This window comes from Synechococcus sp. UW105 (genome assembly GCF_900473935.1).
Lineage (GTDB): Bacteria > Cyanobacteriota > Cyanobacteriia > PCC-6307 > Cyanobiaceae > Synechococcus_C.
Window position 1 is genome coordinate 328,471 of the sequence record NZ_UCNN01000030.1, and the last position, 25,890, is coordinate 354,360.

A 25,890-nucleotide genomic window follows, 5' to 3' on the forward strand; every position below is an offset into this window, starting at 1 on the left:
GCTGATGGGATCACCATGACGGGCTGACAGGTGAAGGTCTGGTGAAACCCAAAAGAAGCTTCGGTTGAACCACGCAATCCAACCAATTCAACCCGCATAAGCTGACTGAGAGATCGCAGACATGCCCTGATGGCGAGCAAAAGTGACATCGCCCTGCTTCAGATCGCCCAGGTGATTGCCCTGAGTGACGGGGCCATCTCCGATGACGAAGCCCAGATGATTGAGGAGCTTCCCCAACGCCTTGGGCTTCAAGCAGCCACACAGACCGGTCAAACATCCCTACCGACACTGGCCAACCTGGCGGAACAGCTCAACAGCGAGGCGGAACGCTGCCTAGCGGCCCGTATTGCCTGCCTGGTGGCAGGCGTGTCACGCAACCCCGAAGACACACAAGACATCAACGCAGACGAACGAACGGCTTACCGAGAACTGGTGGCCGCCCTGGGCTTAACGCACGAGGAGCTCAATGAAATTGAGTGGTCTGCGAAAACAGAGCTGAAGCAAGGCAAAAGCCTTCTGCAGTTGATTGGCGATGCCCTGCTCGGCGAAGGAGGATGGCCCGATCCGGCCCTGATGGGACCAGAGATTCCCGGCCTCTGATCCCAGACGTTGTTCTCTGCAGGCTTCAGGCCCGGAGACGATCGAGAACCGAGCGATCTTCCAGGGTGCTGGTGTCTCCACTCACTTCTTCACCGGCGGCAAGAGCCCGAAGAATCCGTCGCATGATCTTTCCGCTGCGGGTTTTGGGGAGAGCATCACTGCAGCGGATCTCATCGGGCCTGGCGATCGGACCGATCTCCTGGCCCACATGGGCCCTCAGCTCAGCCACAAGCGCGTCGGATCCTTCACGCCCCAGCTCAAGGGTGACGAAGGCCACGATGGCCTCGCCCTTGAGATCATCAGGTCTTCCGACCACAGCGGCTTCAGCAACGGCAGGGTGGCTAACCAGAGCGGACTCAATCTCCATCGTGCCCAGGCGATGACCAGAGACATTGATCACGTCATCCACCCGGCCCATGACCCAGAAGTAGCCATCACTGTCGCGACGGGCGCCATCACCGGCGAAATAGATGCGACTGCCGTCGGCAAGGCTGAGATGCTCCCAGTAGCTCTCGCGGAAGCGCTTCGGATTGCCATGCACAGTGCGCATCATCCCTGGCCAGGGCTGACGAACGACCAGGTAACCACCTTGATCAGCACCAACACTGTTGCCTTCGGCATCCACCACATCGGCCTGAATGCCAGGCAAAGGAAGGGTGGCCGATCCCGGCTTGGTGGGAGTGGCTCCAGGAAGTGGACTAATCATCACGCCGCCGGTTTCGGTCTGCCACCAGGTGTCAACGATTGGACAGCGATGGCCGCCAATCACGTCGCGATACCACATCCAGGCCTCGGGATTGATCGGCTCGCCGACGGTGCCAAGCAAGCGCAGACTGCGCATGTCGTACTGGTCAGGCACGTCACGGCCACTCTTCATGAAGGCACGGATCGCCGTTGGTGCCGTGTAGAAGATGGTGATGCCGTGCTTCTGAATCAGCTCCCAGAAGGCTCCAGGCTTGGAAGGACGCGGAGCGCCCTCATACATCACGCTGGTGGCGCCATTGGAGAGAGGGCCGTAGACGATGTAACTGTGGCCGGTGATCCAGCCCACATCCGCTGTGCACCAAAAGACGTCGTCGTCCTTGATGTCGAAGATCCACTGGAAAGTGAGGTGAGCCCAGAGGTTGTAGCCGGCAGTGGTGTGCACCACTCCCTTTGGTTTTCCTGTGGAGCCAGAGGTGTAGAGCACAAACAGACGGTCTTCGCTCTCCATCGGTTCGGCCGGGCAATCACTGGCCTGACCAGGAACGACGTCATGCCACCAAACATCACGGCCCTCAGCCATCGTCACTGAATCCTTGGTGCGCTGCACCACAAGCACAGACTGCACGCTTGGACAGGCACCATCGGCCAAGGCCGCATCCACCGCTGGCTTGAGCGCAACGGCTTTGTCTTTGCGGAATCCACCATCTGCAGTGATCACCGCTTTGGCCTCTCCATCGATGAGACGATCACGAAGGGCTTCGGCGGAAAAGCCTCCGAAGACCACCGAGTGGGGGGCTCCGATCCGGGCGCAGGCCAACATAGCGATGGCAGCCTCGGGGATCATGGGCATATAGAGAGCCACAAGATCACCCTTGCCAAGGCCCATCCCTTTCAAGGCATTGGCGGCACGACAGACCTCAGCGTGCAGCTCGCGATAGGTAAATCGGCGTACATCACCCGGCTCCCCCTCCCAGATCAACGCCGTCTTGTCGGCCTTGGGGCCATCGAGATGCCGATCGAGACAGTTGTAGGAGAGGTTGGTCTTGCCACCATCGAACCACTTGGCAAACGGGGCATCACTCCAATCGAGCACGGTGTGAAAAGGCTCAAACCAGTGCAGCTCTTTCCTTGCCGCATCTCCCCAGAAGCGATCGGGATCCTGCGCAGCAGCGTCTGCCAGAGCCCGATAGGCCTCCATGCTGCCGATACTGGCCTTGGAGGCAAGATCGGCAGGAGGGGCAAACACGCGCTGTTCATGCAGCACTGATTCGATCGTGGAAGCTTCACTCATCGCCCGTGGCCTGCAAGCACTCACTCGGGAAGGTTATCCAGAGCTCCCAAGGATGGAAGTGCTGTCGTTGCCAAGCGTTGCCAGAGGCGACCGACTTTGTTGTCTGAACTGGAGGTCACCAACAAACTTGGCGAACAAAGGCCTGCGGAGACGGAGCGGCCAGGAAGGAGCTGATCTGATGTCCCTCTCAGCCGAGGCCGCGATCGGCGGCTTCTGCGCCACCTGCAGCTGGTTGCAACAGCCCACGTGAACAGCACTCAACACAAGCCTGGATTGAAGACGCTGCCCCAGGCATGCCTGTTTGATCTCGATGGGCTCTTGCTCAACACCGAACCTCTGCATGGCCAAGCTTGGGAAGCCGCTGCCGCCCATTTCGGCACCCAGCTAAGGCAAGCCCAACTGCTGGCGCTGCGCGGACGCCGCCGTCGCGACTGCGCCGACCAGGTGGTGCGTTGGTTGGATGCGTCGATTGGCAGCGACGAACTGCTCGCGATTCAGCAGCCCATCGCCCGAAGGCTGCTGCCGACAGCGAAGCCAAACGCCGGTGCACAACAGCTTGTGAGCTGGTGTGCCCAACACACCATGCCGATGGCACTCGTGACAAGCAGTGCCCAAGAGTCGGTCGCCTACAAGACCGCTGGCCATCCCTGGATCAATCAAATCACCACCCGGGTGCTCGGCGACGACCCCAACCTGGAGGCCGGTAAACCTGCGCCTGATCCTTTTCTACTGGCAGCCCAACGGCTAAACGTTGATGCCTCCAGCTGCTGGGCTTTCGAGGATTCTGCGGCTGGCACGCATGCAGCATTAGCCGCTGGGTGCCATGTCTGGGTGCTGAACCCAGACGGCAACAACCTGGATTGCGACAACCTTCCGAGGGATGGGGCCTGGCAGACGATCGCAAGCCTGAACGATGTACTAACGGCTTTGAAGACTCAGTAAAGGCGACTGAGCACAAACTCAGGCAGCTCCAGCAAGGCGCGGCGAGAGGGTGAATCAGGGAGCCATTGCAGCGATTCACGGGCCTCGCGGGCGAAGGTTTCCGCGAGGGCACGGCTGCGGGGAATGGCATCAGAAGCCCGCACCAAGTCGAGGGCCTGTTCGAGGTCACCCTCACCACTGAACTCACGTTCAATCAGTCCAGCCAGGACGGGTTGCTCTTCCAAGGCATAGAGAGCTGGAGCCGTGAGGAGGCCGCTGGCTAAATCACTGGCGGCGGGCTTGCCGAGCTGCTGCTCGCTGCCAGTGAAATCGAGGATGTCATCAACAACCTGGAAGGCGAGACCGAGCTGGCGGCCAAAGCGATACAGCTGATCGAGTTGCTGGGGGGTCTGATCACTGAGGACCCCAGAGGCACGAGCACTGTTCGCAATCAGAGAAGCCGTCTTGCAATAGCTCTTCTCGAGGTAGGTCTCGAAGGATTGGCCGGTGTCATAACGGAACAGGCCCTGCTTCACCTCGCCGTCGGCAAGGTCCATGATCACGCGGCTGAGCAACTTCACCACCTCGAGATCGTCGAGATTGGCGAGATGCCAACTGGCCTGTGCAAACAGGAAGTCGCCTGCAAGCACGGCCACACGATGGTTGAAGCGGCTGTGCACAGTGGCCACACCACGCCGCGTCGCCGCTTCGTCCACCACATCATCGTGAACGAGGGAGGCCGTATGGATCATTTCAGTGATCTCGGCCAGCCGACGATGCCGAGCGGTGAGATCACCTTCCGGCGACAGTGCCCGGGAAATCAGCAGAACAATCCCGGGGCGGATCTTCTTTCCACCTGCACTGAAAAGATGCTCTGCAGCCGCCTGCAGGATTGGGTGACCAGCCCCGATCAGGCTGCGCAGGTCACTGAGCAGAGTTTCGAGATCGAGCTCGACCGGCTGCAAAAGCTCAGTGACGGTGGCCATGGATCCCCTCGGTGTGGCGATCCTAGAAGGCGCAGGCCGCTCATCGCAGCGTGACAGCCTCAACCCGAGGCCGCCCCCCCAGCCAAGGGGTGGCACGAAGGGCGAAACCGTCCGGATCGGCTGTCACACAGAGACGCGTGTGGCCCAGCGACAAGGGGAAATCCGGACGGCCCGGAGCGGGGGCCCCTAGCAGGGCATCGAGTTGGCGAGCAACAGCCTCGGCTGGATCAATCAGCCGCACCTCTGGGGGCAGCAGGCTGCGCAACAGCGGCTCCAATAAGGGGTAGTGGGTGCAGCCGAGAATCACCGACTCAACCGAGGCCTCCAGTAGCGGAGCGAGGTAGTGGATCGCCGACTGGCGCAGCTCCGGACTCGATAGATCTCCAGCCTCGATCAAGGGAACGAAACGTGGGCAGGCCTGTTGCACCACCATTGTTCCTGGGTTGAGGGCCTCGATGCTTTCTCGGTATGCACCCGAAGCAACGGTGGCTGGCGTCGCCAACACCCCAACCCGAGACTCGCGAACCATGGCAGCAGCGGCACCGATCAGGCCCACCACCGGCACGCCGGCCTGTCCTTCAGCCACATCACGAGCAAGAGCATTGGTGGTGTTGCATGCCATCACAACCGTCGACACCTTCTGCACTTTCAACCACGCCACCACTTCGGCGGCAATCGAGCGAATCTCAGAAGGAGAACGACTGCCGTACGGAACACGGGCCGTATCACCGAGATAGACCGTGGGCAAAGGGCCATGGCGGAGAAGGATGCTGCGCAGCACGGTCAGACCGCCCACTCCACTATCAAAAAGGCCAAGACAAACGCTCATCGCAGCCCCCGCAGATACTCAAGAATTCCTGTGGCGATCGCCAGGGACAAACGACGACGGTGGCCCTGATTGGCAAGCCGGGGAGAATCCAATCGTCCGGTGACAAAACCGGTTTCAACAAGTATTGAAGGCATGGTGGTGCGGCGGATCACAAAAAAGCGACCACGACGCACGCCACGGTTGGGACTGCCAGGAGACACATTCAGCACCTGCTGTTGCACGTGTGCAGCAAGCCGTGCCGAACGGGGATCGGAGAAATAGAAGGTTTCAATCCCGTTCACCTCAGGCCGCGACATGCTGATGGCATTGGCGTGAATACTGACAAACGCTGAAGCACCAACACGGTTGGCCAGGGCAACCCTGGGAGGGAGGTCAACATCCACTTCGGCTGTTCGGGTCATCACCACTTGCACACCCTTGGCCTCAAGCAACTGGGCGACCTGCAGCGACACATCCAGCACCACATCGGTCTCTCTCAGACCCCTGATACCAACGGCACCGGGATCGGGCCCCCCATGGCCTGGATCGATCACGACGCGATAACGACCGCGGGGCACATTCGGCAGACCAGAAGGATCCACGGGGGTTTTCGTGGGTTGAATCCTGATACCAGGACTCCACTGTCCACTGCTACGGGTGAGATCTCCCTCCCCAATCGGACGCAAACCACGCGTGGCCAGCCCCTCAAAGGTCATGGTCCAACGATCCTTCGCCGTGCCGACAAGCTTGAGGCGGCCGGGATCGAGCTCGGTGCCAGGTTGAAATTCGAGCACCAGACGCGTCGCGCCTGGATTGGGCTTGCCCAAGCGGATCTGCCGAACCGGTCCACTACCGCGTAGCTTTCTGGGCCGACTGAGCTCCCCTGGAAAATCAATCCAAACGCGCGGGCCGCGTTGGCGATCTCCCGCTTCAAAGAACGCCTCTAATCGTGCTCCGGTAGCGGTGCGCAGCTGAAGGACGCCTTCACTGGTCAGCGCCCAAGCCGCCAGGGCGCTGGCCGCTCGAGCCGGCAGGGCTGACAGCAATGCACCGAGCTGCAGGCACACGGCAGCCAGCAGAGCAAGACGTCGAGACTGCGCCGAAACCATGGGGGTTCAGAACAGGGCGGGCTGGCGATGCTGAAGGCTTGGCATCTGGCCGCGGATGTGCTGCAGATGGCCAGTATCCACAGGGGCGATCGCCGCTCCAGGCACGCCACCGGCATCAGCGAGAACAGTGCCCCAGGGGTCGATGACCATGGCATGGCCATGGGTCTGGCGACGGCCGTAATGAATGCCTGTCTGGGCGGGTGCGACCACAAAGGCCGTGTTCTCGATCGCCCTGGCCTGGAGCAAAACTTGCCAATGATCCTTGCCGGTATAGGCCGTGAATGCAGCGGGGATCATCAACACCTCAGCTCCTGCACCAATCAGATGGCGATAGAGCTCAGGGAAGCGCACGTCGTAGCAAATGGACACCCCCACCTTGCACAAACCCGGAACATCCACCACAGGAGGAAGCTCGCGTCCAGGGGTGACCGTGGTCGACTCCCTGTAGGTGATGCCATCAGGTAAATCAACGTCAAAGAGGTGAATCTTGTCGTAGCGGGCCAGAAGCTGGCCATCACGCCCAACGAGCTCCGCCCTGTTGAGGGTGTGGGTTCCATCGCCAGTGGGAACGGGAAAGCCACCTCCGAGGATCACCACCTGATAGCGCCTGGCCATGGTGACCAGGAAGCGGCTGCTCTGTTCGGCCAGGGCAGGAGCCAGTTCAAGCCGAGCGGCGTCATCGCCCATAAAGGCGAAGTTCTCAGGCAGGCCCACCAATTCCGCACCACGGCGGGCAGCCAGTTCAATCTGCTCCTCGGCAGCGGTGAAATTGCTCTCCGGATCCGAGGTGCTTGTGAGTTGCACGGCGGCGGCCAGAAAGTCACTCACGGGAGGGCTTTAAAAGAACAAACTTTAGGGGGATCAAGGGGCTGAATCAGCAAGATCGATGGCTCGCAACACGCCGCGCTCCACCTGGGTGGGCACCACACTCAACTGATCCAAGCCGGAACAACAGCGAAAGTCGGCATCATGATTGCCAATGCGAATCAACCGCTGTCCATGCGTGGCCTGGCGCAGACAAGTTTCAGGCTGCGACTGCCAACGCTCCCAGAGCACAATGGCGGCCTGCATCTCATCGTTTGCAGTAACGGCTCCCTGCTCGATCAAGGCCGAAGCAAGCGCGCCAGCCGCAAGGGAATCCTCAAGCGAATAAGCGCCCTCCCAGCCACTACCAACGATCCAAACCTGATCAAGAGACTCCTGGAGTAAACGCTCTGCAACAGCACGACGATTGGGCAAAGCTGCCGTGAACACCCTGGCCAGATCACGCACCTTCTGGAGAGAGCGGGTGCCGTTGGTGGTGCTCATGAACAGCCGTTTGCCTTGCACAACATCGGGAATCACCGCAACAGGGGAATTGCCAAGATCGAAACCTTCCAGGGTCTTACCTCCCCGTTCGCCAACAAGAAGCCGTTGTGGTTCAGGCCAGCGCTGCGCCGTAGACCGCAGCTCATCGAGATCACTGAAGGTCTGAACGGCCTCAGCACCGTTGTGAAGAGCCCAGGCGATCGTGGTGGTGGCCCGGAGCACATCAATGACCACCGCAGCATCAGCCTTGTCGGAGGCTTGCACCGAGGGGTCGCAGTCCGGCACGTCCGCGGCGACATGGAAATAGCTGAGCTTCATGGCCACGTTGGAGGGTCGGCGTGCGTCACAGTAATCAGATCGCCAGTCCAGCAACGATTCGCTCTATGGCCTTGTTTCGCTCCGGTCCGGCGACCCGTGATCTGCGGGGCTTCCTGAAGCTGCTGGAAGCCAAAGGTCAGCTGCGCAGAGTGAGCGCGCCGGTGGATCCCGATCTCGAGCTCGCCGCCATCGCTGATCGGGTGCTGGGGATGGGCGGACCGGCTCTGCTGTTTGAAAACGTGATCGGCTCCTCGATGCCAGTCGCCGTCAATCTGTTGGGCACGGTGGAACGGGTCGTATGGAGCATGGGTCTTGAGCGGGCCGAACAGCTGGAGGAACTAGGCAGCCGTCTCGCCCTGTTACAGCAACCCAAACCTCCGAAGGGGATTCAGGAAACAAAAGCCTTTGCCAAGGTGTTCTGGGATCTGATCAAGGCTGTACCGGATCGCGATCTCACGCCTCCCTGCCACCAACAGGTGTGGAAAGGAGACGACGTCAATCTCGATGCGTTACCCCTCATTCGTCCGTGGCCTGGCGACGCTGGTGGTGTCGTCACCCTCGGACTGGTGATCACCAAAGATCCAGAAACCGGGGTGCCAAATGTGGGGGTTTACCGGCTGCAAAAGCAGTCCGCCACAACGATGACGGTGCACTGGTTAAGCGTGCGAGGTGGCGCGCGTCACCTGCGCAAAGCCGCTGCAATGGGCAAAAAGCTCGAAGTCGCGGTGGCGATTGGCGTGCATCCACTCTTGGTGATGGCCGCAGCCACACCGATTCCGGTGCAATTGAGCGAATGGTTGTTTGCAGGCCTTTATGCCGGTGAAGGCGTGCGATTAGCACGCTGCAAAACCCTGGATCTATCCGTGCCCAGCCACAGCGAAATTGTGTTGGAGGGAACGATCACGCCAGGGGAAGTGATGCCGGATGGACCGTTCGGTGACCACATGGGCTTCTACGGCAATGTCGAAGATTCACCCTTGGTGCGCTTCCACTGCATCACGCAACGAAGGGATCCAATCATGCTCACCACCTTCAGCGGCCGACCGCCGAAGGAGGAAGCGATGCTGGCCATCGCCCTAAATCGGATTTACACACCGATCTTGCGCCAACAGATTCCAGAAATCAAAGACTTCTTTCTGCCGATGGAGGCATTGAGCTACAAGCTGGCAGTGATCTCCATCGACAAGGCCTATCCCGGACAGGCCAAAAGGGCCGCCATGGCCTTCTGGAGTGCACTGCCACAATTTACTTACACCAAATTTGTGGTGGTCGTCGATCGCCAAATCAACGTGCGAGATCCACGCCAAGTGGTCTGGGCAATCGCAGGTCAGGTTGATCCGCAGCGAGATTTATTCGTACTGGAAAACACACCGTTTGACAGCCTTGACTTCGCCAGTGAGCAACTCGGGCTTGGTGGTCGTATGGCGATCGATGCGACCACCAAGATTGGACCGGAAAAAAACCATGAATGGGGAGAGCCTCTGCACAGGCCACAAGAGCTCGAGAACCGTGTGAGTGAGAGGCTGGAAGAATTGGGTCTGGGTGACCTAGACGGCCAAGAACCAGACCCAGAGCTGTTTGGCTATGTGATGGAAACCCTGTTCAAAAAGGTCAACATCAATAACTAGAGGGAGGGAATCATTTCCAGCCCGCTTCTGCCATCATCCGGATCGCCATCGGCTGATATTGGCTCAATTGCGAGATGGTGACCGAGTCCGGGGTAAAAGCACCGAAACGGGTGACATACCCAGAGGTATTGTTAACAGATACTGGGTGCTCAAACGTTGGCAAAGCCAACAAGGCACTACCCTTTGGCGAGGCTAAAAATTCAACCAATCGGATCGCATTATTCTTATTTTTTGAGTACTTAGCTACGGCAGCAGCGCTAATATTAACGTGGGCAGGATCAGGGATAAAAACTCTAACGCTATTCGCTAATTTCTGATCCTTGTTGCCATTGACGCCGGCCAGCATACGGGAGACGTAATAGTGATTAACAATCCCAATCCCACATTGACCCTGAGCAACCGCACGGACCAATGAGATATCACCAGGGAAGTAGGGCTGGGAAACATTCGAGATCATGCCTTTCAACCAGGCCTTGGTAGCATCTACACCACGCAGCGCAATCTGGTCCGCCACGAGAGACTGGTTGTATACATTCTGGCGATTACGCAAACAAACCTTGTTCTTTAAAAAAGGTTTTGACAAGTCTGCATAAGTCTTGAGCTTGGACATTGGCACGATCTTGGAGTTAACCACCATCACGCGCAGTCGCCTTGACACTCCGAACCAACGTCCGCTGGGATCGCGATAACGAGCAGGAACGTCTCGCTTCAAGGCAGCAGAATTAATCGGCGCAAATAAACCAGCCTTGGCCGCATTATTAATGCGAGCTGCATCCACCAGAAGGATCACATCAGCCTTGGAATTAGATCCCTCACGGCGCAAACGCTCAACAAGGGATGCTCCCTTACTCTCCAACAAACGAACTTTGATGCCAGTCTGATCGGAAAAAGCCTTGAAGACCTGGCGATCAGTGTTGTAGTGACGACCGGAATAAACACGAACTTCTTCAGCGGAGGCAGCGGGGATTGCGAGCGAAGCCGGCATCAGCAATGCGAAAAAACCCGTCAGGCAGCGATTCATCGAAAAATCGGGGGAGGATGTTACCATCAAAGCCACGATCCGAGCAAAAAACGAATCATTAGGCACATTTCAAGCGTACAAAAAGCACGAACCATAAGTGGACAGTCTACAAATTGAGATCTTCACTGCCAAGGAATGCGAAGCCATTCGCCACAAGCTTGAACATCTGGAGGAAGGCCAATGGGTCGATGGCAAGCAAACCGCTGGGAGCCATGCCAAGGACATCAAAAAAAACCTACAGCTGAAGCCATCAGATCCACTGACGGAGTCGATCGTTGCTGAGGTCCACAGCAGATTAAAAAAACAGATGGCGATCAAAAGCTTTTGCTTACCGAAAAAATTACATCACACACTGATCAGCAAAACAACCAGAGATGGTGGCTACGGCCAACACGTAGACAATGCATTCATGACAACTGGTAGGGCGGATATTTCCTATACGGTGAGCCTAAGCAACGAGAAAGAGTACGAGGGTGGCGAACTCGAGATCCTCGACACCACCGAAACGAATACCTACAAGTTAAAGGAAGGCCACGTTTTCATTTACCCAAGTTGCTACTTGCACAGTGTCAGACAAGTGCGTGCGGGTACACGCTACGCCTGCGTTGGCTGGATCGAAAGTTACATGGCAAGCCATGAGATGCGCATGAATCTATTTAACCTCGAATCAGGAGCACGTTATCTTCTGGCGGAAAGAGGGCGCTCGGAGGCTCTAGACAGAATCTTCCTGGCACATGCCAACATTCTTCGAACACTTGGAGGATGAGTTAAAAGCAGCATTCGTAGACAGACGCCAGGCAGAAGATCACTTAGAATTGAATTTTAAACTTTGGTTCTGATGCCAAACAAAACTGCGCTCGGTCTATTGATTGCAGCCTCTGCATTGATGGCAACTGGCGCCCCTGCAAACGCAGATTTACCCAGTGGCGAACTCGAAGGTGGTTACCAGGAGTGGACCACTGATCAAGATCTCGATGCGGAAGCAACGAAAGATGCAAAGCTCAAGAAGACGGAAGCCGCGGCTGAAGATGAAGGAGTCTGCATCCCAATCGGAGAAGGCGAAAACTGCTGGTAAGCCGACGATTTCAAGCAGAAGAGGGGGGCGTTAGCCCCCCTCTTTTAATGCCAAATTTCAGCACAAAAAAAAGGAGAGGCATAGCCTCTCCTCCAATCGAAATTCAGATCGAACGATCAGAACTTGAAGGTGGTTTGCACCAGGCCACCAAAGGTGCTGAAGGTGTCGGCACCATGACCACCGTACTTGTTGCTAGTACCGGTCTTTTCACCAAAGGGACGGCTGAGGTAGAAGAGAGCTGGTGTGATGGAAACGTTATCAGTGACTTTGAAGTCGTAATAGAGTTCAAAAGCCATGTTTCCGTCATCAGGAGTACCGTCTTTCTGAGCGGTTTTCCACTGAGGCTCGCCAACAGCGAAGCCAAGACGGTTGCCTTGGATGAAGGCATCCTTCCAGTTCAGACCAACGAGCCAACCCTGGGATTGGGTGCGACGGGTGTCCTTCTTATTAGCCTTTGTCAGGGCGTCAAATGCGGCTTTGGTGTAGACGCAATTCTGAGACGCCTTGGCATACTTGCCTTTGCAGACAAAGTCTGGATTGTTGAAGGCAGTGATGCTCCAACCAGCACTGATGCTGGGGATCCAACCACTTTCAGAAGGCTGCCAGAACGCATTCAGGTTGAACTGATTAGCGTCATCAAAACCACCCGAAGACGCACCAAGAGGTGTGCCGGCGCCACCAACGGTCATGCCCCTTTGTGAGTAGGCATAGGCAGCAGAAACTTGCCACTGAGCGTTGCCGTAGGCAATCTGGCTGAGGAACTTACCTTTGCTGGTGTCGGTCATGATGCCGCCACCGTCACGAGCATTGGCCTTCATGCCGTTTTTGGCGACATAGTTGGCACTGATCTTCAGCTTGGGATCACTGAAGTTGGAGTTACGATTGCTGATCCAGTTGATACCAGCACCGGGTGAAGTGCTTGCACCATAGGCGCCGTAATAGCCGCCCAGCTTGAACTGCTTCAGCACATGCCTGTAGACGCTAGGTGTAGCGGCAAGCATGTAGTAGTTTTCGATCAGGGGACCAACGTAGGCCCTGAAATCACTACCGATGGGGAACTCATACCAGAGCTTGTCAATCTTCAGATAGTTGGCGCTGCTCTTGGAAGCTTCAATCTGGGTTTGCTTCTTGGTGTAGCCACTACCAGAGAAAGCGTTCGTATTGAAATTACCCGTTCTGAGGCGGGTGTAGAGCAAATCCTTACCCGTGAAGCTGGTATTCAGGTTCAGGGTTGCGCGGTAGGAGAAGGTGAACGCCGTGTCACCTAGGTAGTCATTGGTGTAGAGAGGCTTACCATCTTTGTAGGGGGTCTTGCCGTCCTTATCCGTTTGATAGGCAAAGAGATTGTCGGTCTCATCACCACCGTAAGAGGTGGCGCCCATGGTCATTTCGACCTTACCGGTGAGCTTGGTGGTGGTAGAGAACTGGGTGGCTTCCAGTTCGCCAACGCGAGCTTCCAGACCGTCAACGCGGCCCTTGAGGATGGCGAGTTCACGCTCGAACTCTTTCATCAGGCGCTTCAGCTCGTCGGTCACTTCAGTGATCCGGTCGAGGCAAGCGTTCAGCAGTGCGGCCGCTTCAAAGCGGGTCATCGCACGGTTGCCGCGGTAGGTGCCGTTCGGGTAGCCGGCGACGCAGCCGTAGCGCTCGACCAAGTTGGACAGAGCTTGGTAGGCCCAGTCGGTCGGATAGACATCCGAGAACTGGGTGATGCTGGTGACCTGCTCGCCAGAAGCGGCGTAGTCAGACACACCGTTGATGTTCAGGTCGCTGGCGTTTGCAGCCACAGGAGCCAAAAGGCCCAAGGCAGCAGGAGCAACCAGCAATTGCTGGAAGAGTTTCATGAAGGTCCTCACACAAAAGCGCATTAAGCGCTGCGCAGAAGATAATCATTGGCCCGGGCCCTGGTTAGAACAAAAACAACAACGTGGGTCCCAAGGCTTAACAACACCTCGCCTCAATTGACCGCCCCTAAAGGAGCATTTGATACGAAGCCAGGGATGGGCAGCGTTTCGATGGGGCTGGATGCGCCAAAGCTCCTATGCACCGATTGATCAAAGCCTGCTTGGTGCTCCTCGGAGTGCAGGTGCTGGTTGGGCTGATGCTTGTGAGACAACCCACACAAAACCCCAGACTTCCAGTCTCGCAGCAAAGTCCCTAGTCGCAGAGGGGTTTTGGCACGAAAAGGTGTCGCATAAAGCCCACCAAGGCCGCCCATTGAGCACAGAGGCAGCCGCAACAAGGCATTGATATTGAGAATCGCTCGCGAGAACAGCCTGGTTCATGTATATTGCAATGGATTCTCAATAGCTTTAACGGTTTCTCGACGTGAGCTTCCGCTTCTTACCTGACGACCCCAGTTCATCGATCAGGATCCCCTCTGGCCAAACGGTCCTGATCAATAGTGATGACCATTCAGACTGCATGAAGCTGAATGTGCTGGAAGGGATCGCCAGGGTTTATTGCCCATGCGAGGAAACCGAGGGCATGACCCTGGCCTTCCTGCAAACTGGGGACCAACTCAGAACAGACTGCCTCTGCAGCGAAGGTGTCTGCGTCGAAGCGTTGACAGACCTGCGCTTTGAAACCAAGTCAAACGTTCCATCCAACACGGGTTACGACTCTGTGAATGAATGGACCCTGCAACTGTTGCGGATCAGGCATCTCGGCCAAGCCGAACATCGTCTGCATGCCTTGCTGAGCTTGCTTGTCAACAGACTTGGCAAACGCTATGGCGAATGGTGCAATCTCCCTTTCCGGTTAACCCATGAACGAATCGGTGAATTAATCGGCTCAACACGAGTGACATCGACTCGCCTGATGTCGAAATTACGCAATGGCGACATGATCGTGACCAGCGCGAGCAAACAGGAGATCAAGCTCTCGCCCCAGTTGATCGACTCAAGCCCTATTTCATTCTAAAAGTGAACGATATCTCTCACTCAAAATATTGCTATTCAGACAATGCACAAAAACAACTATAATCACCTGATTTGGTATCAGGAAAAGCTAGCCACAAGGCATAGCTTATGCGACAACAACAAACTAAGATCCAGACTGGCGAATGAGTTGCTTAAAATCAACCAAGAGATTCTTGGCAACTGTCTTGTTGAGGACAGCAGCAAAATCAGCCTAGAGAAACTGTTTGAAAACGAGAAGCAAAAACGTAGCAGTCTTAGGCTGTTCTCTGGGTTTGGCCAGCGCGAATCTCTCCGTCGATAATCAACAGGCCAGTCGGATCATTCTTGGCAAAACGAACGCGTCCAGAGATATAGGCGTATTGGTCTTCAGACTGAGTTTGCTTTTCAACTAGGGGGTCGAGGAACACAGTTGTACGTGTATCGCTTTCCCTTTCTGCGATTTCATACACATGTTGAATCGAACTTGTGGTGTCCGATTCAATTTTAAATGCATTATTAACCAATTCCTCCAGAGAGTCCCATGCCTGCCTTGGCCTGTCGAGGGAATCAAGGGCAGTAGACTGTCCACGCGCAATCAAATATTCGGAAAATTGCACGGCATGCAACTTTTCATCGACTGACTCTGCAGCAAAAAACTTGTAGAAACCCGAAAGCTCATGTTCAGCACACCAAATCGACATGGCAAAATAAGCCATTGAGGCTTGGAGCTCAAGATTCAGATGCTGTTGTAGAGCAGAAACAAGGCTCTCACTCATTGGCTCAGCAGCATACCGTCCATTTGGACCCGTGATCAATTGCTGACCAGCGGTGGATGGGAAGGCAATGTCTGTCATAAGCAACTTCAGCGCGAATCATTTGATACTACATCAATAATGATGGCCGATAAGTGAGGCGTCAAGTAACAAAGCGCACTCTTGTGCGATATCGACCATCTATAATGAGAGTCAATAGCAAAGCGAAGCGACTCGTGCCGATTTCTGATGGGCTTGGTATCGCGCAGACAGACCCAACAACGACAAGCCAGGGCGCAAAAAGAACCAACCTTCAACCGTCAAGCCATAAAAAAAAGGGATGCAAACGATCCAAATGTTCCAAATGGAAGGGAAGCAAATGCAAATGTGGTCGTGAGTAACTGATTAATCGATCAATTGACCACAGAATCGGTTATGCCGATTCATCAGCTCTTCAGACACAATCAGTCCTTCGCCATTCGCAGATAGATCTAAAATTCCATGTTCTCTGAGCGCGAGCATGTAGCGAGTAACGGTTGAACGGGTGCAGCCCAATAAATTAGAGATTTTTTCGTGACTTAACAAAAATGGTAAGAAATACTCCTCTTTTCTCCTAAAGCCAAAGCGTGATGTAAGAGTACAAATCAAACGCTCAATCCTCAAAGAAGTCGATTTCGAGGTCACAATCATATTCATAATCAAAGGCCAGTTTCCGAATGTATTTAGGTGACAATTGCAATTCGGATCAAGTTCACGCTCCTGATCCGAGAGACACAAAGCCAGCTCGGAATACGTTAGGGCCTCAATCCTTACGTCGAACTCCTCATAAAAAAGGGCTGATATCCTTAATTTATTTTCTGCGTAAAAACCAACAGTGCTCGACTCGTCCGTAAATTTATTGTGAAGAGCTAAGCGAACAATCCCTTTGTTGATCAAGAGCAAATAGTCTTTATTGGCAACACCGGGCTCAATTTCCTCGAGCCTGAGTGTTTGAGCTCGTTTAACAGTGAGCGAACGTATCAAAAGGCCTAGCTTGCTATATATATTTCAGCAGACTCAAATCAACTACGAAGAATCATTTGATCATGGCAGGCGTGATCAATGATACAAGGTTAGAGTTTTTCGATTTTCATCCAAAGCACCTGAGAGGCTTGATGCTGCTCGGTCAATAACTCATAGAATTCATCCGTAAGCGCTTGTGCACCTTGATTATTCTCGTCTAGGCTGAGATTGCTGACACGGTGAATACACCAGTCGGTGAGTCGTGTGATCTGCTGTATGCGTTTTATTTTTGGGCAATCCGTAAAGTCCATGCAAGGCCTTTAATCGAATCCGATTCTTGCATTGTTTGTCGGTGAGCGGTCAATCACTGCTACCCACTCTTGGCATAACAAGCACAAGTAAGAGGGTCATTTCTTACATCGCCAAAACCAAGCGATTGGATGGCAAAAGATCTGGCCTTCCTGTCAAGCGATCTTCTAAGTTAACTGCCCAATCTCTACACTTTGCAGCATCTCAATCTTGCCCAGCACAGCGAAACAGGATGATCGAACTGTTGAAACCAATTCATTTCGATCAAGTTGATTTTGATCCAGGAGGTGGAAAGCCCAATCACCATCCATCATCTACAAAATACCCACCTCTTGATCGATCAAGATACAGCAGCGATGCTTCGAAGAAGCCATCTCTTTTATCTTCTCTAATCAATGATTAGAGAAGATAAATCAACCAAGTGCTGCGCCTTGATGGGCAAGCATTTCTCAAGTCAATTGAAGGGACTTACGACGACAATATATTTATTTGATACGCGTTATTTCCAATCACAGCAAAAGAAGGATGATCAAGAAATGGCTGGTCATTTCACAAGAATGGCGGCAAGAAGTCGCGATCTCCGCCACAGCAGCAATCAAGAAGGTTCAGCAAACACGTGCAAAACTTATTAAGGACGCGACAACAAGAAGAAACGGCTAGAAAATGATCATTGCCATCTGCATTGCACCAGGGAGAGGCCATGGAAGTGATCGGTCTTGTTATTGCTCTGGTCGGCCTTCTCGGTGCAAAGGAGGTGTTTTTCAGCATTCTGCTCCTCATCCTCAGCGGCCTGATTTGGAATCAATCCAGGCGTCTGACCACTCTCCAGAGGCGTCTTGAGGCCTTAGAGACGCCGTTGAAGCAGGCTGAAAAGCCCCCAGCCTCACCTCTGGCATCGAAAGAAGGGGTGGAGGCGACGACCATCCTCTCGGCATCCATCCAACCGCCGCCAACGACTCGCGCCCATGCCCCGAGCCAGGTCAGCCAGCCAGCCGCTGCACTGACAACGCAGGCCTCGCGACCAGCAGCCAAGCCAAGGCCATCGGCTAGCCAACCATTACCAAGCAACACAACCTCTGATCGAGGCGTCGAGAGCCGCAAGCGCTGGCAAAGCATTGAGAGAAATCTGCTCAAGAATTGGACAGGGCTGATCGGCGTTCTGGCCATCGTTTCCGGTGTCTCCTTCGTGGGCATCAGCAGCCTGTTGGTGCTGCAACCGTTTCAACGGTTTCTATTGCTGGAACTGGTCTGCGTGGTGATGGCCGCACCCTCGTTTGTCATCCAACGCGGTCAACGATTCCATCCCCTCGCCGTGTGGCTGCGGAGCGGTGCCGGTGGTCTGCAGCTGTTTGCAGCTGCAGCATCAAGCAGCTGGCCAGCACTGGGACTGGCCTGGAACGAATCAATCCTGGTGGCGATCAGCCTGATGGGTGCGGCGATCGGCGCCAATCTGCTGCTTGCGGCAATCACAGCCTCGCCCTGGATGGCCGCGGCGCATGTGGTCATCGCCATGGTGCCGAGCATCGTGGCCGCACCCTCCATCACAACCATGGGTCTCGTGGCTGTGATTAGTGCATTCGGCATCTGGAGTCGTGCAGGGCGTCATGGTCCAAGCCGTGTATTGATCTCCGTGAGCTTCATCGCCGGGGAACTATGGCTACAGCGCCAGGTCACTCCCTCCCTGGCTGGTGGCATCGCCCTGTTGCTGGCGGGTGTCGAACTGCCGGTGTTGCATCTTGCCCCCCCCGACCACCTCAAGCGTCATCCAGCTTGGCGAGCTGCAAGTGTGCTGATCACCTGGCTGGGACTGGCGCTCCTCCTCGGCCAAGCACCGATTCCTGGTCTTTTGCCCGGAGTAGGGATGGTGCTCAGTGCCTTCGGCGCCGTGGCCTTGGTCGTGCTCTGCGGCAGGAGGGAGGAGGTGGATCTCATGCGCCTGAACTGGTGCGCTGCACTGGTGCTGGCGATCTCAGGTCTTGGTCAGATCTTGGCTCCGCTCAACACCGATCTGTTCCTGATCTGCCTGATCACCATCGTCTGCACTGGCTTTGTCTGGGATGCCTGTCGACGAGGGGATCGGATCTTGATCCGAAACGGAGGCTATGGCCTGCTGCTGCTCAGCAGCGCACTGGCGTTGCTACTGCCTCTGGAAGCTGATCGTGCGACCGTTGCAGATCTTCCTCTGATCCTGCTACTTGGTCTCTGGCAACAAAGGCTGGTGCACCGGCTCAGTCAAGGCAACACGTCGCTCTGGTTGAAGCGAATTCTGGCGGTTGTGGCCGTCGTCATTCCAGCAGTGAGCATCACCCTTCTGCTCCCAACCCAGGTTGGCATCTGGGTGCTGACAGCATTTCTGCTGGCGTCACTCCGCCTTTCCGGACAGGCACAACCGCTTCGCGCCCTGCGCGTGAGCGTGGTGAGCGTGGCCGTACTGAGCTGGATCTACTCAGCCAATGTGCTCCTCTCCGAACCCTGGACGACGAATGCTCTGGGAACGACCGCACTGCCTCTACTGATTTTGAGCGGTGGGATGGCCATAGGAGGCCAGCGCCTGCAAGGCAGGCTGATTGGCACGCGCAGCATCGGACTGGTGCTCAGCAGCCTCAGCCTGGTGCTCACAGTGGTGGTGATGCGCGAAGCACTGGGATGGCCTGCCACCGGTCTTGCCTCGCTGTGGTGGCTGCTGCTGGCTGTGAGCTGTCTCGGCGCAGCAAAGACTATGGCCAGCCGCGGCTTTCGCGGTGAAGTCGGAGTGTTTCTGGGTCTGAGCTGGGCCGCTCTGATCTGCTTCGTCTTGTCCCGCTTGGCAGGGCAGCCGTTCAATCCATGGCTACCGGTCGCGATTGACAGCAGCTTTATTGGTGCACTCATCCTCATCCGCCAAAGCGGACACCGCATCGGCCTGGATGCATGGCGACTGTGGAGAAGTCTCCGGCAGAGCGCTGGCGATTTGGCCGTACTGGGCACCGTTGTGCTGGTCAGCATCCGCCTGGACGCTGCTGCCCAGGTGTGTGTGCTGGCATTGCTGACCCTCGCCGCCTGGCGCTGCCCCCCTTCACAACACTGGCCCCGCCAGAAAGCGCACGGGGTTGTTCTATTCCTTTCCGCGCTGATCCCCCTGGCGGGCCTGCAACCTGCACTCTCAGTGATGACAGTCGGCGGCCCCTGCCTGATGGTGCTCGCCGCGGCCACTGTCTCAACAACAGGTTGGACCTCCAGCCAAGGGAAGGCCACAAGCCTGGAGGTCACCCCCTGGTGCTTCCGCTGGATCGACGCACTGGCCGGCCTCGCCGCCAACCATCCCCAGAGACTGATCGCCGCTCCACTCAGCATCGCGATTGTGGTGATGCTGGCTCAGATGCAAACGAGCCTGAACTGGCTCACCTTGCTCTGGTCTGTCGAAGCATTGATCCTGTACGGACTCAGTCTGCTGTTCCGAGATCGGCCCTTAAGGCTGACGGCGCTTGTGATGTTGGGTCTTTGCCTGGTGCGCTTGGTGGGATGGGATATGCGTCGAGCCGACATGACACTGCGCGGCATCGTGTTCACCGGGGTGGGCGTGGTGCTCGTGACGATGAACATTGTGAGCACCAGGTTTGAGCGCTGAACAGAAGACCTGGCCCATAGGATCGACGGCATTCAAAGGCGACTAATTGAACGTGTCCGGAACGAGTGGCGCTCCGCGGGAACTGAAAGCGGGAGGCGGTCTGAGCGGACAGGTACGCGTGCCTGGTGACAAATCGATCTCCCACCGAGCCCTGCTGTTCGGCGCCATCGCCGAGGGCACGACCACCATCGATGGTCTGTTGCCGGCGGAGGATCCGATCAGCACAGCAGCCTGTCTGCGTGCCATGGGTGCAGAGATCAGCCCGATCGCAAACGGACAAGTGATCACCGTGCAAGGCGTGGGCCTTGATGGCCTGCAGGAGCCTGATTCGGTGCTCGACTGTGGCAACTCCGGAACCACGATGCGACTGATGCTGGGGCTGCTGGCGGGACGTGACGGACGCCATTTCGTGCTCAGCGGTGATGATTCCCTGCGCAGACGCCCGATGCAGCGGGTTGGGCAACCGCTGGCGCTGATGGGAGCAGAGGTGCGAGGCCGCGATGGTGGCAACCTGGCGCCCCTGGCGGTGCAGGGGCGCAAACTTCGCGGCGCCGTGGTGGGCACACCCGTGGCCAGTGCCCAGGTCAAGTCAGCCTTGCTGTTGGCAGCGTTGACAGCCGATGGGCCAACCACCGTGATCGAGCCAGCCCACTCCCGTGACCACAGCGAAAGAATGTTGAAGGCCTTCGGTGCCAACCTCGAGGTGGGTGGCGAAATGGGTCGCCACATCAGCGTCAGACCCGGTGCATCCCTGAGCGGTCAGCAGGTGGTCGTCCCCGGAGATATCAGCTCGGCGGCGTTCTGGCTGGTGGCAGGAGCGCTCGTACCCGGCGCTGACCTCACGGTTGAAAATGTGGGACTGAATCCCACCCGAACCGGCATCCTTGAAGTGCTGGCACAGATGGGAGCCTGCATCGATGTGCTCAACCGCCGCGATGTTGCAGGCGAACCGGTGGGCGACCTACGGGTGAGTCATGGTCCGCTCAAACCGTTCAGCTTTGGGGAAGAGATCATGCCCCGCCTGGTGGATGAAGTGCCGATCCTCAGCGTTGCAGCCTGTTTCTGCGATGGCGAGAGTCGAATCAGCGGCGCCGCTGAACTGCGAGTGAAAGAAACGGACCGGCTGGCGGTGATGGCACGTCAGCTCAAACTGATGGGAGCCGATATCGAAGAGCACGACGACGGTCTGACCATCCGGGGCGGCAAGAGCCTGCATGGAGCAGAGCTGGACAGCGAGACCGACCACCGCGTGGCGATGAGTCTGGCCATCGCCGCGATGATGGCCGAGGGTGATTCCAGCTTGGCCCGCAGTGAAGCCGCCGCCGTCAGCTACCCCACCTTTTGGGATGAACTTGAGCGGTTACGTCGCTGACCCCGGTGAAAGGCAGCATCCGCTTGGAGAGCTGACCAGCCTCTGCACAGGGGATGGAAGCCTCAGCCTTCACAGCAGCTGCTTTGACGAAGCCTTCCACAGCTCAGCTGGAGCGCTCGCCGAAGCGAAAGCAAAATTTGTGGCCCCGGCACAGATCACGAGATTTCGATCGGGCACACCCCTGCGGGTGCTGGATGTGTGTGTCGGCCTGGGATACAACAGCGCGGCCCTGATGGCAGAACTCCCCCTACAGGGCGCACCCGATCTGCAGTGGTGGGGACTCGAGCTGGATCCAAGGCCCCTGACCCTGGCCTTGCAGCACCACGGGTTCTCAACGCTTTGGCCAGCCCACGTGCTCGAGCGTTTACAGGCTTTGCGGGATCACGGGCACTGGACTGATGCCAGTGGCGGTGGAGGTGGAGGTGGCGGTGGCGGTGGCCGCATGCTCTGGGGTGATGCAAGAACGCAGCTGAAGCAACTGCCAAAGGGGTGGGCAGTGGATCTGATTTTGATGGATGCGTTCTCTCCAGGTCGCTGTCCGGAACTCTGGAGCGAAGAGTTTCTGGCAGCACTAGCGGCACAACTGGCGCCGGGAGGGCGATTGCTCACCTATTCCAGGGCCGCCGCTGTGCGCGCCAGCCTGCGCCGAGCCGGACTGGAGCTCCGCTCGCTTCTACCGGCACCAGGGCAACGCCAGGAATGGAGCTCCGGCACCTTGGCGGAACGTCACGCAGCGTCCAGTCCTCTGGCCAACCATGGGCCAGGTTGGCAACCGCTGAGCCTGATGGAGGAAGAACACCTAAGCACTCGTGCTGCGATTGCTTATCGCGATCCCACCGGCCAAGAAACCGCCCTGATGATCCATCAACGACGCCAGGCTGAACAGCAGGCGTGCCCTTGGGAAAGCACCAGCAGCTGGCAGAGACGCTGGGCGCCCTTCACTCGACCGCAAGCGGGGACTTAGATCCAATTCACAACCTGGAGGTCAAGCCATGGTCGAGCAGACATTCAGGCTCAACACCACGGCTTTCGTGATGCATCTGTGGCTCGCTGATGCACCCACAGCAAAGAACAATCAAGGCCTTCGATTAAAACCTTGGCCTGCGTCACATCGACCCAGCCTCCAGCGTGTGGGTTGTCATCTTGGTGATGTTGTGGCGAAACAAGCTGGATTCTCTCTGCCGTAGATAGAGAACAGCTCGAGAAGAAAGCTCATGGTGGTCGCGCTCGTGGCGATCCTGCTGTTGACAAGCTTGGGCTGGTGGCTGAGCCATGCCACAGCCTGGGGGCGCCAACTCGGCATGACCATGGTCGTGCTCTTGTTGGGTCTCGTGGTGACCAATGTCACGGGCTGGCAACCGGATCAGAAGGCGGCCAGCTGGATCAATGGTCCGCTCACATCGTTGGCCATTGCCCAATTGTTGCTGGCAGTTGATCTGCGGCGGCTATGGCCTGATGCGCGTCGCCTCCTCACACCCTTTCTTGTCTCCGTTGTGCTCACCGTGCTGGCGGTGTTGCTCGGGGCTCTGGTGCTAGGGCCACTACTTGGAGAACAGCGCAGTGTGCTGGCGGGGGTGTTCACGGCCACATTCACCGGCGGCAGCCTTAATTTCGTCTCCGTGGCGAGGACGTTGCAACCGCCAGACTCGCTGCTGCTGGTAACAACGGCGGCTGATCACGTCGTGTTTGCGATCTGGTTTGCGATCAGCTTGTGGATCGGTCAACGCTGGAGCCGCGCAGAAGCGGCCGGCTCTATTGAGCCCAACAGTGACAAGCCACAACCTGCCGGCGCAGTTGGCCTGGCCCTGCTGTGGGGGCTGGCTGTCTTGCTGGCGGCCCAAGCTGTGAGTGTGGTGCTCGCAGCAGTGCCCTCAATTCTGGTGCTCACCACCCTGGCGCTTCTCGCGGCGCAGTTGCCAGGAGGGAGCAGCCGCCGCGGATGCTACGAGCAGGGATTACTACTCATCCAACCGTTCTTCACCGTGGTCGGATTGAGTTCCCCCGTGGCAGGGCTACTTGGAGAGGGGCTGCCTGTCTTGGTCTATGCCGCCTGGATCGTGACCTTGCAAGCAGTGGCTTTATTGCTGCTGCGCCGATGGCGGCGTTGGCCCCTCGGGGAGACCTTGGTGGCCTCCCAAGCGGCGATTGGGGGACCCAGCACAGCTTTGGCTCTAGCCACATCCCTGAAGCGATCGGAGCTGGCTTTACCAGCGGTGGCGATTGGGCTGCTTGGGTATCTGTTTGGCACCTACCTCGGATTGATCGCCAGTGCCGTTGTGTTGTCACCTACAGGCGTTTGAGGCAATCGATCAGCCCCCCTGTGATCGGCTGATCGATCAGAAGAACAGTGAGAAGTCAAGAGTGAGCAGTCGACAGTGCGCCTTGAACTTGAAAGGGTTCATGACCCATCCCAGGCGAAGGCTGGTTCGCAATGGTGCCGTTGCAAGCAACACCACAGCCTTACGACACCCTCAAATCAGTTGATTGACATCGCTGAATGCCCCAGGAAAGCTTGCAATCAAGGGGAATCTCTGGGTTCGCCAGGGCAGCGAGACCCTCAGCAAGTCTCTGCAGTGGCTACAGCAGTGGTTTCAATATCAGCCAACCTGCCAAGACAAAGCCTTCGGAAGGGGCTTCAACCTGGAAGTCGTCAATTTCAACAGAACCTTTGCTGGCAACCGGTGTGAGTGTGCCCTCTAGCCGGTTGGTGTTTCGCCCAACCTCAAGGCAACCACGACCCATCTTGATAGGAGAAGGCAATAAAAAAGCGGGGAGCTTGATCAGCCCCCCGCTCACTGCTTAAGCAACGCGACGCATCACTCTTCGTCTTCGTCAGCACCGCCGACAGGAACGAGACGAATCTGCTTACGGCCCAGCTTGATTTCAAACTCGTCGCCAACTTGCAGGTCGAGCATGGCCGTGTAGGCCTTGCCGATCAGCAGGTTGCCATTGCCTTGAACGGTTGCTTTGTAAGAGAGCTTGCGGCCACCTTTGCCCACACCAGCAGTGCCACCACCAAGATCAATGCCTTTGGCGTTGAGCAGCGCTTCGTAGAACGCAGTGAAGTTGACTCGCTGACCACCCCCCTTTTTCTCAGAGACGTAACCACAAGCCGTTGCCAAGTCACTCTTGGAGACATCGCCCAGATCTTTCACCTTCGCCAGAAGGTCTGCACCAGTCAGCATGAAATTAAATCCCCAACATTTCTATTAATGCAGCCGCTGTCTGCAGAAGTCAACTAAATCAAAGCAACAGCACAACATTGAGAATAATTCTCAATGCAAACACAGAAGAGAGCTCCGTGGCTTTAGCCCACAAAGGGTTTGAGCAAAGCCTCCCAGCCTTGACTGGCTTCAGCGACGCGAAGGGCAACCCGCGATCGAGGCGCAGGACGTGCACAATTATTATTTCTGCTGCCTGAGCTGCCTGGATCAGCGCAACGTGAGGCTCGCTGCATGTCGACACCCCTAAGCGCCCCGCTGCGATCTGTGGCTACTGAGCTCTCTCGCGAGAGACGCGCCCGATCAAACAAGAGCTTGACTAACTTGTGACCAAGGGGGGCAATGCACCTTGAACAGGCTCAATCCATCCCTGGCAGTGGCCCTCCTCGTGCTGACAAGCTGCAGTTCAGAAGAGATGGACAAGACAAAATATTCAAACTGGAGACACGCCCAAGAAGCCTGTGAGATGTGGGCGAAACAACAAGCGGTAAGGGCATGTCGGCAAGAACAAGCAGACAACCTCTGGCTAGGAACTGACAACCAAGAGGGCCTAAGCAAGACGTTTAGCTACTAGACATCCGCCACCAAGACTTCAGCGACTCAACGTCCAGTGGCGCAGCAAAGGCGCGCAAGTGATCAGGGCAGATCGACGCCATGCACACGATCAAATCAGCGCTGTGTGCAGGATCACACCCGGGCAGGACCTTGAACAACAAAGCTTGAGCAAGCCGAGGCGACGGTGAAACCATCAACCACCCAAGCCTGGCCATGACCTTCACACTCTCCGGCTTCGATTCCTGGACCTTCCAGATCGTTTTTTATGGAAGTTTGCTGGTGCTGGAAGCGCTGCGCGACGACCAACGGCTGAGCACTGTGCTCAATCCAATGGACTGCACCCGAACATGGGCCCATGACGTCATTCGCCACCCGAGCTGCAGCCTGATCAGCCGCTGAACC

24 protein-coding genes are annotated in these 25,890 nt (G+C 56.7%); 12 read left to right on the forward strand and 12 right to left on the reverse strand.

The genetic code is table 11. The features are described 5' to 3' along the window. Positions 1-129 precede the first annotated feature (129 nt). Positions 130-600, forward strand: coding sequence for a TerB family tellurite resistance protein (locus DXY16_RS14000; RefSeq protein WP_115121723.1), 471 nt, complete (start codon positions 130-132; stop codon positions 598-600). Between the two features lie 25 nt (positions 601-625). Here the strand turns inward: DXY16_RS14000 and acs are convergent, their stop codons facing one another. Further along, entirely contained in the window at positions 626-2,596 is a 1,971-nt protein-coding gene (gene acs / locus DXY16_RS14005) for an acetate--CoA ligase (RefSeq protein WP_115121724.1), read from the reverse strand. Between the two features lie 127 nt (positions 2,597-2,723). Between acs and DXY16_RS15310 the strand changes: the two genes are divergently transcribed. Beyond that, a complete protein-coding gene (locus DXY16_RS15310) occupies positions 2,724-2,846 on the forward strand; it encodes a hypothetical protein (RefSeq protein ID WP_256359597.1) in 123 nt (40 codons plus the stop codon). After that, the gene (locus tag DXY16_RS14010; protein ID WP_244281702.1) at positions 2,843-3,538 is read left to right on the forward strand and encodes an HAD family phosphatase; all 696 of its coding nucleotides are present in this window, start codon (positions 2,843-2,845) and stop codon (positions 3,536-3,538) included. The genes DXY16_RS15310 and DXY16_RS14010 overlap by 4 nt, the downstream gene beginning before the upstream one ends. Here DXY16_RS14010 and sds read toward each other — a convergent pair. From sds to DXY16_RS14035, 5 genes are read right to left on the reverse strand one after another with little or no spacing between them, the layout of a single operon-like run. Next, positions 3,532-4,503 carry a solanesyl diphosphate synthase gene (gene sds / locus DXY16_RS14015; protein ID WP_115121725.1) on the reverse strand — a complete coding sequence of 324 codons (972 nt, stop codon included), beginning with the start codon at positions 4,501-4,503 and terminating at the stop codon, positions 3,532-3,534. The two genes, DXY16_RS14010 and sds, sit on opposite strands and share 7 nt — an antisense overlap. A gap of 40 nt (positions 4,504-4,543) precedes the next feature. Next, positions 4,544-5,332, reverse strand: a complete 789-nt coding sequence (gene murI, locus DXY16_RS14020) for a glutamate racemase (RefSeq protein WP_115121726.1) — start codon at positions 5,330-5,332, stop codon at positions 4,544-4,546. Then, positions 5,329-6,420 (reverse strand): N-acetylmuramoyl-L-alanine amidase, encoded by a 1,092-nt coding sequence (locus DXY16_RS14025; protein WP_115121727.1) that lies wholly within the window; start codon positions 6,418-6,420, stop codon positions 5,329-5,331. The genes murI and DXY16_RS14025 overlap by 4 nt, the downstream gene beginning before the upstream one ends. Before the next feature lie 6 nt (positions 6,421-6,426). Beyond that, entirely contained in the window at positions 6,427-7,248 is an 822-nt protein-coding gene (locus DXY16_RS14030) for a carbon-nitrogen hydrolase family protein (protein ID WP_115121728.1), read from the reverse strand. Positions 7,249-7,281: 33 nt separating this feature from the next. Continuing rightward, on the reverse strand, positions 7,282-8,046 hold the full coding sequence (locus DXY16_RS14035; RefSeq protein ID WP_115121729.1) for a 2-phosphosulfolactate phosphatase family protein: 765 nt from the start codon (positions 8,044-8,046) through the stop codon (positions 7,282-7,284). Between the two features lie 65 nt (positions 8,047-8,111). On the opposite strand from DXY16_RS14035, the gene DXY16_RS14040 reads away from it, so the two are divergent. Beyond that, positions 8,112-9,674 carry a UbiD family decarboxylase gene (locus DXY16_RS14040; RefSeq protein ID WP_115121730.1) on the forward strand — a complete coding sequence of 521 codons (1,563 nt, stop codon included), beginning with the start codon at positions 8,112-8,114 and terminating at the stop codon, positions 9,672-9,674. Between the two features lie 10 nt (positions 9,675-9,684). Here DXY16_RS14040 and DXY16_RS14045 read toward each other — a convergent pair whose 3' ends face one another. After that, positions 9,685-10,659, reverse strand: a complete 975-nt coding sequence (locus tag DXY16_RS14045) for an extracellular solute-binding protein (RefSeq protein WP_244281715.1) — start codon at positions 10,657-10,659, stop codon at positions 9,685-9,687. A 133-nt stretch (positions 10,660-10,792) separates the two neighbouring features. Here DXY16_RS14045 and DXY16_RS14050 point away from each other — a divergent pair, with 133 nt between their 5' ends. Further along, positions 10,793-11,461 (forward strand): Fe2+-dependent dioxygenase, encoded by a 669-nt coding sequence (locus tag DXY16_RS14050; RefSeq protein WP_115121732.1) that lies wholly within the window; start codon positions 10,793-10,795, stop codon positions 11,459-11,461. A gap of 72 nt (positions 11,462-11,533) precedes the next feature. Continuing rightward, a complete protein-coding gene (locus DXY16_RS14055) occupies positions 11,534-11,770 on the forward strand; it encodes a hypothetical protein (protein WP_115121733.1) in 237 nt (78 codons plus the stop codon). A 116-nt stretch (positions 11,771-11,886) separates the two neighbouring features. Here DXY16_RS14055 and DXY16_RS14060 read toward each other — a convergent pair whose 3' ends face one another. Then, positions 11,887-13,614, reverse strand: a complete 1,728-nt coding sequence (locus tag DXY16_RS14060) for an iron uptake porin (RefSeq protein WP_115121805.1) — start codon at positions 13,612-13,614, stop codon at positions 11,887-11,889. Between the two features lie 484 nt (positions 13,615-14,098). Here DXY16_RS14060 and DXY16_RS14065 point away from each other — a divergent pair, with 484 nt between their 5' ends. Beyond that, positions 14,099-14,692: a Crp/Fnr family transcriptional regulator gene (locus DXY16_RS14065; protein WP_115121734.1), complete on the forward strand. Its 594-nt coding sequence runs from the start codon at positions 14,099-14,101 to the stop codon at positions 14,690-14,692. 253 nt (positions 14,693-14,945) lie between these two features. On the opposite strand, the gene DXY16_RS14070 is transcribed toward DXY16_RS14065, so the two are convergent. From DXY16_RS14070 to DXY16_RS15055, 3 genes are all read right to left on the reverse strand, one after another. Continuing rightward, positions 14,946-15,524 carry a ferritin gene (locus DXY16_RS14070; RefSeq protein WP_244281703.1) on the reverse strand — a complete coding sequence of 193 codons (579 nt, stop codon included), beginning with the start codon at positions 15,522-15,524 and terminating at the stop codon, positions 14,946-14,948. A gap of 303 nt (positions 15,525-15,827) precedes the next feature. Next, positions 15,828-16,118, reverse strand: coding sequence for a helix-turn-helix domain-containing protein (locus tag DXY16_RS14075; protein ID WP_115121807.1), 291 nt, complete (start codon positions 16,116-16,118; stop codon positions 15,828-15,830). A gap of 416 nt (positions 16,119-16,534) precedes the next feature. After that, the gene (locus tag DXY16_RS15055; RefSeq protein ID WP_115121735.1) at positions 16,535-16,735 is read right to left on the reverse strand and encodes a hypothetical protein; all 201 of its coding nucleotides are present in this window, start codon (positions 16,733-16,735) and stop codon (positions 16,535-16,537) included. A 698-nt stretch (positions 16,736-17,433) separates the two neighbouring features. Here DXY16_RS15055 and DXY16_RS14085 point away from each other — a divergent pair. The 4 genes from DXY16_RS14085 (at position 17,434) to DXY16_RS14105 (ending at position 24,012) form a co-directional block, all read left to right on the forward strand. Continuing rightward, entirely contained in the window at positions 17,434-20,340 is a 2,907-nt protein-coding gene (locus DXY16_RS14085; RefSeq protein WP_115121736.1) for a hypothetical protein, read from the forward strand. Positions 20,341-20,392: 52 nt separating this feature from the next. Then, positions 20,393-21,712: a 3-phosphoshikimate 1-carboxyvinyltransferase gene (aroA, locus tag DXY16_RS14090; protein WP_371410927.1), complete on the forward strand. Its 1,320-nt coding sequence runs from the start codon at positions 20,393-20,395 to the stop codon at positions 21,710-21,712. Beyond that, the gene (locus DXY16_RS14095) at positions 21,693-22,676 is read left to right on the forward strand and encodes an MnmC family methyltransferase (RefSeq protein WP_244281704.1); all 984 of its coding nucleotides are present in this window, start codon (positions 21,693-21,695) and stop codon (positions 22,674-22,676) included. Before aroA ends, DXY16_RS14095 begins: the two co-directional genes overlap by 20 nt. A 250-nt stretch (positions 22,677-22,926) precedes the next feature. Next, complete coding sequence (locus DXY16_RS14105) at positions 22,927-24,012, forward strand: DUF819 family protein (protein ID WP_115121740.1); 1,086 nt, start codon at positions 22,927-22,929, stop codon at positions 24,010-24,012. Between the two features lie 516 nt (positions 24,013-24,528). Here DXY16_RS14105 and DXY16_RS14110 read toward each other — a convergent pair. Next, complete coding sequence (locus DXY16_RS14110; protein ID WP_115018000.1) at positions 24,529-24,897, reverse strand: AbrB family transcriptional regulator; 369 nt, start codon at positions 24,895-24,897, stop codon at positions 24,529-24,531. A gap of 804 nt (positions 24,898-25,701) precedes the next feature. On the opposite strand from DXY16_RS14110, the gene DXY16_RS14120 reads away from it, so the two are divergent. Beyond that, positions 25,702-25,887, forward strand: coding sequence for a hypothetical protein (locus DXY16_RS14120; RefSeq protein ID WP_115121742.1), 186 nt, complete (start codon positions 25,702-25,704; stop codon positions 25,885-25,887). Positions 25,888-25,890 lie beyond the last annotated feature (3 nt).

Coding starts and splice junctions, on each gene's coding strand:
- DXY16_RS14035 (WP_115121729.1), bottom strand. CDS start 8,046: ATGAAGCTCAGCTATTTCCATGTCGCCGCGGACGTGCCGGACTGCGAC.
- sds (WP_115121725.1), bottom strand. CDS start 4,503: ATGGCCACCGTCACTGAGCTTTTGCAGCCGGTCGAGCTCGATCTCGAA.
- DXY16_RS14105 (WP_115121740.1), top strand. CDS start 22,927: ATGGTGGTCGCGCTCGTGGCGATCCTGCTGTTGACAAGCTTGGGCTGG.
- DXY16_RS14070 (WP_244281703.1), bottom strand. CDS start 15,524: ATGACAGACATTGCCTTCCCATCCACCGCTGGTCAGCAATTGATCACG.
- DXY16_RS14075 (WP_115121807.1), bottom strand. CDS start 16,118: ATGAATATGATTGTGACCTCGAAATCGACTTCTTTGAGGATTGAGCGT.
- DXY16_RS14045 (WP_244281715.1), bottom strand. CDS start 10,659: ATGCCGGCTTCGCTCGCAATCCCCGCTGCCTCCGCTGAAGAAGTTCGT.
- DXY16_RS14055 (WP_115121733.1), top strand. CDS start 11,534: ATGCCAAACAAAACTGCGCTCGGTCTATTGATTGCAGCCTCTGCATTG.
- acs (WP_115121724.1), bottom strand. CDS start 2,596: ATGAGTGAAGCTTCCACGATCGAATCAGTGCTGCATGAACAGCGCGTG.
- murI (WP_115121726.1), bottom strand. CDS start 5,332: ATGAGCGTTTGTCTTGGCCTTTTTGATAGTGGAGTGGGCGGTCTGACC.
- DXY16_RS14025 (WP_115121727.1), bottom strand. CDS start 6,420: ATGGTTTCGGCGCAGTCTCGACGTCTTGCTCTGCTGGCTGCCGTGTGC.
- DXY16_RS14040 (WP_115121730.1), top strand. CDS start 8,112: ATGGCCTTGTTTCGCTCCGGTCCGGCGACCCGTGATCTGCGGGGCTTC.
- DXY16_RS14060 (WP_115121805.1), bottom strand. CDS start 13,614: ATGAAACTCTTCCAGCAATTGCTGGTTGCTCCTGCTGCCTTGGGCCTT.
- DXY16_RS14110 (WP_115018000.1), bottom strand. CDS start 24,897: ATGCTGACTGGTGCAGACCTTCTGGCGAAGGTGAAAGATCTGGGCGAT.
- DXY16_RS15055 (WP_115121735.1), bottom strand. CDS start 16,735: ATGGACTTTACGGATTGCCCAAAAATAAAACGCATACAGCAGATCACA.
- DXY16_RS14120 (WP_115121742.1), top strand. CDS start 25,702: ATGACCTTCACACTCTCCGGCTTCGATTCCTGGACCTTCCAGATCGTT.
- DXY16_RS14085 (WP_115121736.1), top strand. CDS start 17,434: ATGGAAGTGATCGGTCTTGTTATTGCTCTGGTCGGCCTTCTCGGTGCA.
- DXY16_RS14000 (WP_115121723.1), top strand. CDS start 130: ATGGCGAGCAAAAGTGACATCGCCCTGCTTCAGATCGCCCAGGTGATT.